Origin of the sequence: Streptomyces sp. NPDC004732, from assembly GCF_040609235.1 — a bacterium.
GTDB lineage: Bacteria > Actinomycetota > Actinomycetes > Streptomycetales > Streptomycetaceae > Streptomyces.
On sequence record NZ_JBEXJR010000012.1, the window covers coordinates 1 to 12,109 of the forward strand.

General features: G+C 74.9%; 8 protein-coding genes. 7 read left to right on the top strand and 1 reads right to left on the bottom strand.

Translation table 11 applies throughout. The features are described from left to right. The 3 genes from ABZV77_RS32175 to ABZV77_RS32185 form a co-directional block, all read left to right on the top strand. Positions 1 to 978 (top strand): PP2C family serine/threonine-protein phosphatase (locus tag ABZV77_RS32175; RefSeq protein ID WP_356264539.1); only part of this gene is annotated, 978 nt, incomplete at its 5' end. A gap of 69 nt (positions 979 to 1,047) precedes the next feature. Further along, positions 1,048 to 2,403 carry a VWA domain-containing protein gene (locus ABZV77_RS32180; RefSeq protein ID WP_356264542.1) on the top strand — a complete coding sequence of 452 codons (1,356 nt, stop codon included), beginning with the start codon at positions 1,048 to 1,050 and terminating at the stop codon, positions 2,401 to 2,403. Between the two features lie 82 nt (positions 2,404 to 2,485). Then, on the top strand, positions 2,486 to 3,880 hold the full coding sequence (locus ABZV77_RS32185) for an FHA domain-containing protein (protein ID WP_356264545.1): 1,395 nt from the start codon (positions 2,486 to 2,488) through the stop codon (positions 3,878 to 3,880). A 30-nt stretch (positions 3,881 to 3,910) separates the two neighbouring features. Here ABZV77_RS32185 and ABZV77_RS32190 read toward each other — a convergent pair whose 3' ends face one another. Next, positions 3,911 to 4,870 carry a methyltransferase domain-containing protein gene (locus ABZV77_RS32190; protein ID WP_356264548.1) on the bottom strand — a complete coding sequence of 320 codons (960 nt, stop codon included), beginning with the start codon at positions 4,868 to 4,870 and terminating at the stop codon, positions 3,911 to 3,913. Positions 4,871 to 4,996: 126 nt separating this feature from the next. Here ABZV77_RS32190 and ABZV77_RS32195 point away from each other — a divergent pair, with 126 nt between their 5' ends. The 4 genes from ABZV77_RS32195 to ABZV77_RS32210 all read left to right on the top strand — a co-directional run bounded on the left by ABZV77_RS32195 (position 4,997) and on the right by ABZV77_RS32210 (position 12,101). After that, complete coding sequence (locus tag ABZV77_RS32195; RefSeq protein WP_356264551.1) at positions 4,997 to 5,410, top strand: globin; 414 nt, start codon at positions 4,997 to 4,999, stop codon at positions 5,408 to 5,410. A gap of 112 nt (positions 5,411 to 5,522) precedes the next feature. Further along, entirely contained in the window at positions 5,523 to 8,309 is a 2,787-nt protein-coding gene (locus ABZV77_RS32200) for an FtsX-like permease family protein (protein WP_356264554.1), read from the top strand. Between the two features lies 1 nt (position 8,310). Continuing rightward, positions 8,311 to 11,106 carry an ABC transporter permease gene (locus ABZV77_RS32205; protein ID WP_356264557.1) on the top strand — a complete coding sequence of 932 codons (2,796 nt, stop codon included), beginning with the start codon at positions 8,311 to 8,313 and terminating at the stop codon, positions 11,104 to 11,106. Next, positions 11,103 to 12,101, top strand: coding sequence for an ABC transporter ATP-binding protein (locus ABZV77_RS32210; RefSeq protein ID WP_356264560.1), 999 nt, complete (start codon positions 11,103 to 11,105; stop codon positions 12,099 to 12,101). Before ABZV77_RS32205 ends, ABZV77_RS32210 begins: the two co-directional genes overlap by 4 nt. Positions 12,102 to 12,109: the final 8 nt, after the last annotated feature.

Below are 12,109 nucleotides of genomic sequence, written 5' to 3' on the forward strand. Positions count from 1 at the left end.
GCGGCGCCCGCGCCCGCCGCCGACCCCCGCACGGCCGCGCCCGACCCCACGCCCGCCACGGGCACCAAGCTCTGCGTGGCGTGCCGCTCGGGCCGCGTCGACCCGGACGGGTACTGCGAGAACTGCGGGCACGCCCAGCCCCGCGAGCGCGACCACATGGAGCAGGAGCTCGACACCGTCGCCGCGGTCAGCGACCGCGGCCTGCGCCACCACCGCAACGAGGACGCCTTCGCAATCTCCACGGCCGCGCTGCCCGACGGTTCCCCCGCCGTCGTCGCGATCGTCTGCGACGGCGTCTCCTCGGCGACCCGCCCCGACGAGGCCTCGCTCGCCGCGTCCCGCGCCGCCAACGAGACGCTCCTCGACGCGCTGCCCCGCGGCACCCACCCGCAGCAGGCGATGCACGAGGCGATCCTCTCGGCCGCCGACGCGGTGAACGCGCTCGCCGCCGAGCCCGCAGCGGCCCGCGAGCACAGCCCGCACCAGAACGCGCCCGCCTGCACCCTGGTCGGCTCGGTCGTCGCGAGCGGCCTGCTCGTCGTCGGCTGGGTCGGCGACAGCCGCGCCTACTGGGTCCCCGACGACCGGGAGGGCCCGACCGTCCGACTGACCGAGGACGACTCGTGGGCCGCGCAGATGGTCGCCGCGGGCCTGATGAACGAGGCCGAGGCGTACGCCGACGAGCGCGCGCACGCCATCACGGGGTGGCTCGGCGCGGATGCGTACGAACTGGAGCCGCACACCGCTTCCTTCAAGCCGGACCGTGCGGGTGTAGTGGTGGTGTGCACGGACGGGCTGTGGAACTACGCGGAAGCCGTCGAGGAGATGGCCGACGCGGTGCCCGCCGACGCCGCGGACCGGCCGCTGCACAGCGCCCAGGTCCTCGTCGGCCACGCGCTGGACGGTGGGGGCCACGACAACGTAACAGTGGCCGTCGTCCCGTTCCCGTTCGTGCCACAAGGGGCAGGATCGGCCTAGAGACGGGCGGGGGGCCGTACCGGCTCGTGAGGTCTTGAGGTTCTGAAGGATCTGAGGGGGAGCAGTTCCATGGCCAATTTCTCGAAGTCGAACGTGCCGCAGTTCTCGGTCGACGTCTACCAGAACGAGTACCTTCCGGACGGCGGCCGGGAGGTCAACGCCATCGCCACGGTCACCTCGACCGGCGGCGGGACGATCGGGGCCGCGGTCGGCGCACCGCACCTGTACACGGCGGGGCAGAGCCCGGACGCCGCCGTGGCGATCATGGTCGACTGCTCCGGTTCGATGGACTATCCGCCGACGAAGATGCGGGGCGCACGCGACGCCACCGCCGCCGCGATCGACGCACTCCGCGACGGCGTGCACTTCGCGGTGATCGGCGGCACCCACGTCGCCAAGGAGGTCTATCCGGGCGGCGGGCGGCTCGCGGTCGCGGGACCGCAGACCCGCGAACTCGCCAAGCAGGCGCTGCGCAGGCTGAGCGCGGGCGGCGGCACGGCGATCGGCACCTGGCTGCGCCTGGCCGACCGCCTCCTCGCCTCCGCCGACGTCGCCGCGTCCTCGGTGCGGCACGGCATCCTGCTCACCGACGGCCGCAACGAACACGAGTCACCCGACGACCTCAAGGCCGCGCTCGACGCGTGCGCGGGCCGGTTCACCTGTGACGCCCGCGGCGTCGGCACGGACTGGGAGGTGAAAGAGGTCACAGGGATAGCGTCCGCGCTGCTCGGCACCGCCGACATCGTCGCCGACCCGGCCGGGCTCGCCGCCGACTTCACGCAGATGATGGAGACGGCGATGGGCAAGGAGGTCGCCGACGTCAGTCTGCGGCTGTGGACACCGATGGGCGTGGAGATCAAGTTCGTGAAGCAAGTGGCGCCCACCGTCGAGGAGTTGACGGACCGTCGCACGGAGGCCGGACCGCGTGCCGGGGACTACCCCACGGGCTCCTGGGGCGACGAGTCCCGCGACTACCACATCTGTGTCCAGGTGCCGGGCGCCGAGCTGGGCCAGGAGATGCTCGCGGCCCGTGTCTCACTGGTCGTGCCGCAGGGGGACGGCAGCGCGCAGACGCTGTCGCAGGGCCTGGTGCGGGCGGTGTGGACCGACGACATGGCGGCCTCCACCTCGATCAATCCGCAGGTCGCGCACTACACGGGCCAGGCGGAACTGGCACAAGTCATCCAGCAGGGACTCGACGCGCGCAAATCGGGAGATGTCGACGGGGCGACGGCCAAATTGGGCCGCGCCGTCCAGCTCGCGAGCGCCTCGGGCAACGCGGATACGGCGAAACTGCTTTCGAAGGTGGTGGACGTCGTGGATGCCGCGGCGGGTACTGTTCGATTGAAGGCGAAGGTCGCCGAGGCCGACGAGATGACACTCGAGACCCGGTCGACGAAGACCGTTCGCGTGAAGAAGCAGTAGCGCGGCGCCCCCGGCGCCGCGGACGGTTCACCAGCAGTACGTACGGCCCTCGGGCCGGAGAAGGAGAGGGGGAAGCGCCGACATGCCGACCTGCCCGAACGGACACCAGTCGGGTTCCGATGACTGGTGCGAGGTCTGCGGTCACCGCATGGCCGGTGCCGTACCGCCGCCGCCCCCGCCGCCACCCCCGGCCGGGTACGGCTATCCCCCGCCGCCGCCCGGCCAGGACCCGGGCTTCCCGCAGCCCGCGCCGGGGCGCCCGCATCTGGCCGCCGTGCCGGATCCGGCTCCCGAGGCGGAGCTCTGCCCGCAGTGCCGCACGCCCCGCGAGGCGAACGCGCCGTTCTGCGAGGAGTGCCGCTGGAACTTCCTGACGAACACGGCGACCTCGTACACCCCGGCCGCGCCGAACCCGCCGCTGCCCGGCACGCACGGCGGTCCCGGCAGTGGTCCCGGCATGCCGCCGGGTCCGAACCCGGCGCAGCAGTTCCAGCAGCCCCCGCCGGGGTACGAGTACCAGGGCTCGCGGCCCTCGCAGATGAACCGGCCCGCCGAGCCGATCCCGCCGTTCGGCAACGGCGGCGGCCAGCAGGGCCCCGGGCCTCAGGGTCCGGGTCCGCAGGGCCCCGGCCAGCAGGGCCCCAACCCCCACGGGCCCGGCCCGCAGGGTCCCGGCCAGCAGTTCCCGGGTCAGCAGTTCCCTGGCCAGCCCGGTCCACAGGGTCCAGGGCCGCAGGGTCCCGGTCAGCAGGGTCCCGGCCCCGGCCAGCCGCCGCCCGGTGCCCCGCAGGCGTTCCAGCAGCCGGGTCCGCCCGCGCCGCCCGCCTTCCCGCAGGAGACCGGCGCCCCGCAGGGCCCGCCGCCTCCGCCGCCCGGCCCTGGCGGTCCAGGTGGTCCCGGCGGTCCTGGTGGCCCGTCCTTCGGTGGCGGAGCCGACGACTGGGTGATCTCGCCGCCGTCGTCCCCGGCCCAGCAGGAGCCCTACCAGCAGGAACCGTTCCAGTCGGACTCGTTCCAGCAGGACCCCTTCCAGCAGGGCCCCCCGCAGGCGCCCCAGCAGCCACAGGGTCCCGGCACGTGGACGGTGACGATCGGTCCCGACCGCGAGTACTTCATGGCGATGATGCACCGCAGCGGCCCCGAGGCCTCGGGGCTCAACCTGCCCGCGTACTCGCCGGAGCAGCAGCGTCCGCTGACCGGGAACCAGATCAGCATCGGCCGCCGCAGGCACTCCACGGGTGACACCCCGGACATCGACCTGTCGGTGCCGCCGGAGGACCCGGGCGTCTCGCACCAGCACGCGGTCCTGGTCCAGCAGCCCGACGGCAGCTGGGCGGTCGTCGACCAGAACTCCACGAACGGCACCACGGTCAACGGCGGCGAGGAGCCCATCCAGCCGTTCGTCCCCGTCCCCCTCCAGGACGGCGACCAGGTCCACGTGGGCGCCTGGACGACGCTCACCATCCGCCGCGACTGACCCACCACGCTCCGCCCACGGGCGGGCCGGTCACAGAGGCCAGACGTACGGCCCTTCGGGGTCGTCCAGCCAGGCCCATTCGTACGGTCCGCTCGTGGTGATCCCGAAGCGCTCGCGCACCGGCCGCCCCTCGCGCTGCCACAGCGCGAGCGCTTCGTGCGGATCGAGGCTGCCCGCGGTCAGCTCCAGGAGGAAGCGGAAGAGCTCGCTCTGCAGGGCCCTGCGCGGCAGCCCCCCGACGTGCTGCTCGTACGGGGTCCTCGCGCCGCCCCCGCGCAGCGGCACGAAGTAGGCGGGTGTGTGCAGGAAGCGCCCCTCGGCGTGCTCCGCGTCCCGCACGGTCAGCGCGATCAGGCCGGTGGCCAGCGGCGCCAGGATGCGGGCGCCGGGCCTGCACTGGGCGAGCCAGGCCCCGGGCACCGAGTTCAGGGTGCAGGTGGCGATGATCCGGTCGTAGGGCGCGCGCTCGGGGCAGCCTGCCGCGCCGTCGCCGGTCACCACGGCGGGGCGGTGTCCGGCGGCCGCCAGGTGCTGCCGCGCGGACTCCGTGATCTCCGGGTCGAGGTCGACGGTCGTGACGTGGTCGTCGCCGAGCCGGTGGGCGAGCAGCGCCGCGTTGTAGCCGGTGCCCGCGCCGATCTCCAGCACGTGGTCCCCCGCGCGTACGTCCAGCTCCACGAGCATCTTCGCCATCAGGGACGGCTGGCTGCTGGAGGAGACCAGGTCCCCGTCGCGCACCCGGGTCGCGAGGGGCGCGTCCGTGTAGGCGCCGCGCAGCCAGCGGGTGCGGCGCCGGTCGTCGGGGTCCTCGCCCCACAGCCGCTCGTATCCGCCGCCCGCGCCCACGTAGTAGTACGGCACGAACAGGTGCCGCGGCACGGCCGTGAACGCCGCCCGCCAGGCGGGGTCGTCCCGCCAGGCCCCGCTCGCCTCGATCTCCCGCACGAGGGCGGTCCGGGCCTCGGCGAGCAGTACAGGATCGGGTTCCATGGGTCCACTGTGCTGCGCCGCGGCCTCCGATGCGAGTGGCGGAACCGGCGCCGGACCCCTGTCCCCGACCCCTGTTGATCGTGGATGGTCCTAAGCCTTCCGTACTCGGCCGCCCCGTCTGAGACCATGGAACGTGTGAAAGAGATCCCGCACGGCACGCTTCAGGAGCAGACCTACTACGAGCAGGTCGGCGGCGAGGAGACCTTCCGACGCCTGGTGCACCTCTTCTACCAGGGGGTCGCGGAGGACCCGCTGCTGCGCCCGATGTATCCGGAGGACGACCTGGGCCCCGCCGAGGAGCGCCTCGCGCTCTTCCTCATGCAGTACTGGGGCGGCCCCCGCACCTACAGCGACAACCGCGGCCACCCCCGGCTGCGCATGCGGCACGCGCCGTTCACGGTCGACCGGGCCGCGCACGACGCCTGGCTGAAGCACATGCGCACGGCGGTCGACCAGCTCGGCCTCTCCGAGGAGCACGAGCGCACGCTGTGGAACTACCTCACGTACGCGGCGGCTTCCATGGTCAACTCCGAAGGCTGACATCAGCTTTCTGCCCTTTCGTACCTTCCGTTGAGTGCCTGCCCTCTGAAAGCATCCTGAGTGACTGCCGGGGGGCGGCGCCGGGGCAGGGGTAGGTACGGGGGTTCACGGGGTGACGGGGTTCGTTCTTCTGCGCGTGCGCGCCCACCGGCTGCTGCTCGCCGCCGCGCTCCTCGCCGTCCTGCTGACCACGGCGGTCCTTGCCACCCTCACCGCGTTCTCCGGCGCGATCGGCGACGCCGCGCTGCGGCACACCCTGCGCACCCGGTCGGCCGCCCCGGCGGCGCTCGTGGTGCGCAGCCAGGTCCCGCCGGGTGAGGGCGACGCGGCGGAGCGTGCGGTGCGGGACGGGGCGCGGCGCACCTTCGACGGCCTTCCGGTGCGGCTGCGCTCCCTGACCCGGTCGGGCACGTACGCGCTGCCCGGCTCCCGCAGTGCCGACCAGCCCGACCTCACCCGGTTCGCGACCCTCGACCGGTCCAGGATCCGCCTCACCAAGGGCAGTTGGCCGCGGCCACCCGAGAGCAATTCCGCCAAGCAACCCGTCGAGGTCGCCCTCCCCGAGGCCGCCGCCGCCAAGCTCCGCCTCCGCCCCGGCTCCGCCCCCGTCACCCTCACCGACCGCCTCTCGGGCCCGAAGGTCACCGTCCGCGTCACCGGTGTCTACCGCCCCGCCGACGCCGCCGATCCGTACTGGCGGCTCGACGAGCTGGGCGGGCGGGGCATGCGCCAGGGCGTGTTCATGGTCTACGGCCCGCTGCTCGTCGACCCCGCGGTGCTCGCCGGGTCGCACGTCTCCGCGGACGGCACACAGTGGCTGGCCACCGCCGACTTCGCCACCGTCACCACGGACCGCGTCGACGCGCTGCGGGACACGGCCGCCAAGGGCCCGGCCGCCCTCGTCCAGAACGATGCCCTGAGCGGCAGTCCGAGCGCGACGAGCGCGCTGCCCGACGTCCTGGACCGGGCCGAGCGCGCCCTGCTCGTGTCCCGTTCGACGCTGCTCATCGTCGCCCTGCAACTGATCATGCTCGCCGGTTACGCGCTGCTCCTGGTCGCCCGGCTGCTCGCCGCCGAACGCGGCGGCGAAACCGAACTGCTGCTTGCGCGCGGTGGCGCGCGGGGCCGGATCGCGTGGCTCTCGGCGGTGGAGGCGCTGCTGCTCGCGCTGCCCGCCGCCGTCCTCGCGCCGCTGCTCGCGGGCCCGTTGACCGGGCTGCTCGCCGGGCAGGGCGCCCTCGCGCGGACCGGCCTCGACCTGCACGTGTCGGCGGGCGCCGCCGTGTGGGCGGCCGCCGCGGCCACCGCTCTGGGCTGCGCGCTCGCGGTGGTCGCGCCCGCGCTCTCGGCCACCGCGGGCGTACGTCGCTCCGTACGGTCCGCCGCGCTGCCGGCGCCGCTGCGGGCGGGCGCGGACGTGGGCCTGCTGGTGATCGCCGCGGTCGCGTACTGGCAGCTGGACAGCCGTACTTCGGGGTCGGGCGCGCTCAGCGACGACCGGTCGGGGCAGCTCGGCATCGACCCGCTCCTGGTGGCCGCGCCCGCCCTCGCGCTCCTCGCGGGGACCGTGGTGACGCTGCGGCTCCTGCCGCCCGCCGCCCGGCTCGCCGAACGGCAGGCGGAGAAGGGGCGCGGGCTGCCCGGCGCGCTCGCGGGCTGGCAGCTCAGCAGGCGCCCGCTGCGGGGCGCGGGTCCTGTGCTGCTGCTCGTACTCGCCGTGGCGATGGGCATGCTGGCCATCGGGCAGGGCGCGTCCTGGGACCGGTCGCAGGAGGACCAGGCGGACTTCGGGGCGGGCGCCGGGATCCGGGTGCTCGGCAGCCGGGTGCCGGACGGGGAACAGGGCCGGGTGTTCGCGGCGCTGCCCGGGGTGCGCTCGGTGGCGCCCGCCACCCGCTTCCCGCTGGACCTCTCCGACAACCGGCAGGCGACGGTGCTCGCCCTGGACTCGGCGCATGCGGCGGCCGGGATGCTGACCCGTGCGGACACCGCGGACGGGCAGGCGCTGGCGGCGGCCCTCGCGCCGGAACGGCAGGGGCGGCCGGTGCGCGGAGGCGGTGGTTCATCGCCGCTGCCTGCCGTGGTCACGGACGCGTTCCTGCGGGCGGGCGGCGCGAAGGTCGGTGCGGTCATGGACGTACCGGCCGGGGGCGGCACCTTGCAGGTGCGGATCGTGAAGTCGGTGCGGGAGCTGCCGACGACGGCGGCCGGGGACGGGGCGGGCGCTGGCGGGCCCGACGCGGGCGGCGCGTCCGAGGAGGGCGGTGCCGTCCTGCTCGACCTGCCGAGCGTGAACGCCCGTCTCGCCGCCGCCGAGAAGACCCCGCTGGCCCCGTCGGAGTGGTGGCTCACCACGCCTCCGGGAGCCGCCGCGGAGGCGGCCACCGCGCTGCGCGCCCGCCCCGACATCGACCCCGAACAGATCCTCGTGCGCGACGAGATCGCCGAGGAGCTCCGTGGCGACCCGCTCGGCGCGGGCCCGCAGTCCGCGCTGCTCGCCGTCGCCGCGGCCGCCGCCGCGCTGGCCGCGGTCGGCTTCGCGGTGAGCGCGGCGGCGTCGCTGCGCGAACGGTCCGCGGAGTTCGCGGTGCTGCGCGCGCTCGGCGTCCCGCGCCGCCAGCTGGCCCGGCTGATCGCGGCGGAGCAGGGCTTCCTGCTCACCCTCGCGCTCCTCGTCGGCCTGGGGCTCGGCGCGATCCTGACCCGGGCGGTGGTCCCGCTGATCGTCCTCACCGGCGAGGCGGCACAGCCGGTGCCGCCGGTCCTGGTCCAGCTGCCCGTCACGCACGTGGCGGCCCTGCTCGCCGCCGTGGCCGCCGTCCCCCTCCTGATCATCGCGGCCCTCTCCCTGCGCCGCGGCGACCCGACGGTCTCGCTCCGCCACGAAGGGGGCAACTGACATGCCGATACGCACCGTCGCCCCCTGGGTCCGCACCCGGCTGCGCGCCGCTCCTGCGGCCGCGACGGCCTTCGCGCTGCTGGTCGCCGTGACCGCCTTCCTCGCCGCGCTCTTCCCCCGTGCGGTCGAGGCGTACGAGAGCGACGGCGTGCGCGCCGCGATCACCGACGCGGGCCCGGCCCGCAGCGTCATCGAACTCGGCTCCTCCGCACCGGGGTTGGACAAGACACAGCGCGAACGCGAGGACGCGCTGCGCCCCGCCCCGCTGCGGGAGCAGTACGAGAAGACCCTCCGCGCCCTGCCCGCCCCGGTCCGCGCCGACATGAAGCAGTCGACGTACGGCGTCCAGACCGTCAAGTCACCCCAGGGCACCGACCGTTGGCTGCCGCACCTCAGCCCGGTCCACCCGCAGTTCACCCTCGCCGCCCAGTCCGGCCTGGACACCCACGCACGCCTCAGGGAGGGCCGCCTGCCCGGCGGCAAGGGCATCACGTCGGACAGCCGCCGCGTCGAGGCGGCCGTCACCGAGGACACCGCGCGCGTCATGCGGCTCAAGGTCGGCAAGGTCGTCCACCTGAGCTCGGAGCTCGGCGACACCGTCACCGTCCGGATCACCGGCATCCTCGAACCGCTGCGCCCGAAGAGCGCCTACTGGTCGTACGACCCGGTGCTCCGCACCCCCGCCAAGGCCGTGGCACCGGGCCCGACCCCGCAACCCGAGCTCTGGCACGCCGGACTGCTCCTCGCGCCCGACGCGGGCCCGGTCCTCCCTGCCGTCGACCAGAACCCGCAGCGCTACTGGCGCGTCGCCGCCGACCCCGGCGGCCTCACCGCCCGCGACCTGCCCGCGCTCAAGAGCCGGATCGCCTCACTCGAAAAGGGGCCGCTGCTCAGCGAGTTGCGCTCCTTCACGGACCGGGACGCGCGGGTCTCCACCGACCTGGACAAGATCCTCACCGAGCACGCCGGGCTGCGGGACGCCGTCGCGCCGATCGTCGCCGTCGCCGCGTACGGGGTGGGCGGGGTCGCGGCCGTCGTCCTCCTGATGACCTGCGCGCTGAGCGCGGTGCGACGGCACGGCGAGCTGGCGCTGCTGCGCTCGCGCGGCGGCTCCGTGGGCGGCATCGCACGGCGGCTGTTCGCCGAGACGTCGGTGGTGGCGTTGCCCGCGGCGGCTCTCGGGCTGCTGTCGGCGGTCCTCGTCGTGCCGCACGCGCGCGTGGGGCCCTCGGCGGTGGCCGCGGCCGCGGTGTGCGTGCTCGCGTGCGGGGCGCTGCCGGTGCGGGCCGCGTTCACGCACCGCAGGCCCCGCGCGCACGAGGGCCGCGGCGACCTCGTCACGGCGCGCCCGTCCCGGCGGCGGACCGTCGCCGAACTGGTGCTGCTCGTCCTGGCGGTGGGCGCGGTGGCGACGCTGCGGAGGCGGGGGACGGACGCGTCGGGCTCCGCGGGCGCCGACGGGAGCTCGTCAGGGGGCTCGGTGGACTGGCTGGTCAGCGCGGCGCCGCTGCTCGTCGGCGGTATCGCGGCGCTCCTTCTCGTACGTCTCTATCCCCTGCCGCTGCGCCTGTGCGCCCGCCCCTTCGCGCGACGCCGCGGCGCCCTCGGCTTCCTCGCGACGGCGAGCGCGGGCCGCGCTTCGGGCGCTCAGGTCTTCCCGCTGCTCGCGCTGTTGCTCGCCCTGACAACGGCGGCGTTCGGCGGTTCGGTGCTGGCCGGGGTGCAGGACGCCCGCGACCGCACGGCGCTGCTCGCGGTGGGCGCGGACGCCCGTGTGACGCGGGACGGCGCGCCGCTGCCCGCGTCCCTGGCCGACGCGGTGGGCCGGGCCCGCGGGGTGCGCGAGGTGGCGGCCGTCCACATCGACTGGAACCTCTCGCTGCCCGACGGCACGACGGCCCCGCTGATCGCCGCGGACCCGGCGACGTACGCGCGACTGACCGCCGAGACGGGCCTCGGCCCCCTCACCGCACCGGACCTGACAGCCCCGCGGGCCTCTGCCAAGGCACGTACGGCCGCCTCGGCTCCGGTGCCCGCCATCGCCTCCCCCGACCTCGCCCGCAAGCTCGGCAGGACGCCCCACACCTTCCGCACCCCCTCGGGCACCTTCACCGCCAAGGTCACCGGGACCCGCACGACGACCCCCGCACTCCCCACCCAGGGGGCCTTCCTCCTGGTGGACCGCCGGGCCCTGCCGAAGGCGCGGGACACCGCGCTGCTGGTGACGGGGGGCGGCATCACGCGGCAGGCAATCGTGGACGCGGGTGCCGGAGGCGGCACCCGGGGCGGGCTTGCGATCGACGTCCGGTCCGAGGAACGCGCCGCGCTCTCCGACTCGCCGCTCCAGTCCGGCGCCGAGCGCGTCTACGTGGCCGCCGTCGCCGCCGGTGCCGGATACGCCGCGCTCGCCGTGCTGCTCTCCCTCCTGCAGTCCGCGCCCCGGCGCGCCGCGCTCCTCGCGCGGCTGCGCACCATGGGGCTCGGCGCACGGCAGGGGCGGCTGCTGCTCGCCCTTGAGGCCCTGCCCCAGGCGCTGCTCGCGGCGGGCGGCGGGGCCCTCGTGGGGTGGGCGGCGGTCGAGCTGCTCGCGGACGGCCTCGACCTGCGCCGCATCGCCCTGAACACGCACGGCGGCCTCACCGGTCTGGGGGACGTCACACTGCGGGCCGACCCGTGGTCGCTGCTGCTGCCCGCCGCGGGCGTCGTCGCGCTCACCGCCGCGGTGGCGTTCGCCCAGGCCTGGTGGACCACCAGACGTACCCCTGCCGCCGATCTGAGAACGGGAGACACCCGATGACAGGTACGAGTACGAATACGAGTACGAATACCGGTACCGCCCCGTCCCCGTCCCCTTCCCTCGCCGAGCTGGAGGCGCGGGCGGCCGCGCGGCGCGACGGGCCCTCCTACGGCCACGACGCGCTGATCACCTGCGACCGTCTCGTCCGGGTCTTCGCGACGGACGGCGTCGAGGTGCAGGCGCTCCAGGGGCTCGATCTCCTGGTCCGTGAGGGCGAGTTGATGGCTCTGGTCGGCGCGTCGGGCAGTGGCAAGTCGACGTTGATGAACATCCTCGCGGGCCTCGACGAGCCCACCGCGGGCGCCGCACGCGTCGCGGGCCACGGCCTCCTCGCCATGAGCGCCAAGGAACGCCTGCGCTACCGCCGTGACGTGGTCGGTTTCGTATGGCAGCAGACGGCACGCAACCTGCTCCCGTACCTGACGGCGGCCCAGAACGTGGCGCTGCCCATGCAGTTGAAGGGGGCGCGCGGCTCGAAGCGCGCCCAGAAGTCCGAACGCACTCTGAAACTGCTGGAGTTGCTGGAGGTCTCGGACTGCCGGGACCGCCGCCCGCACCAGATGTCCGGCGGTCAGCAGCAGCGCGTCGCCATCGCGGTGGCCCTGGCCAACGACCCCGCGGTGCTCCTCGCCGACGAGCCGACCGGCGAGCTGGACTCGCACACGGCGGAGCAGATCTTCGAGGCGTTCCGCACCGCGAACGAGGAGCTCGGCACGACGATCGTCATCGTCACCCACGACCAGGCGGTCGCCTCGGAGGTCCGCCGCACGGTCGCCATCCGCGACGGCCGCACCTCGACGGAGGTCCTGCGCCGCACGGAGGTCGACGCGTCGACGGGCCAGGAGTCGTTGATCTCGCGCGAGTACGCGATGCTGGACCGGGCAGGCCGCCTCCAGCTCCCCGCCGAGTACACGGCGTCGCTGGGGATGCGGGACAGGGTGGCGCTGGAGCTCGAACAGGACCACATCGCCGTATGGCCGGACGAGCGGGAGTGATCGGAGCC

Bases quoted from the DNA above. Each gene is read 5' to 3' on its own strand.
- ABZV77_RS32190 (WP_356264548.1), bottom strand. From the start codon at position 4,870: ATGGAACCCGATCCTGTACTGCTCGCCGAGGCCCGGACCGCCCTCGTG.
- ABZV77_RS32210 (WP_356264560.1), top strand. From the start codon at position 11,103: ATGACAGGTACGAGTACGAATACGAGTACGAATACCGGTACCGCCCCG.
- ABZV77_RS32185 (WP_356264545.1), top strand. From the start codon at position 2,486: ATGCCGACCTGCCCGAACGGACACCAGTCGGGTTCCGATGACTGGTGC.
- ABZV77_RS32195 (WP_356264551.1), top strand. From the start codon at position 4,997: ATGGAACGTGTGAAAGAGATCCCGCACGGCACGCTTCAGGAGCAGACC.
- ABZV77_RS32180 (WP_356264542.1), top strand. From the start codon at position 1,048: ATGGCCAATTTCTCGAAGTCGAACGTGCCGCAGTTCTCGGTCGACGTC.
- ABZV77_RS32205 (WP_356264557.1), top strand. From the start codon at position 8,311: ATGCCGATACGCACCGTCGCCCCCTGGGTCCGCACCCGGCTGCGCGCC.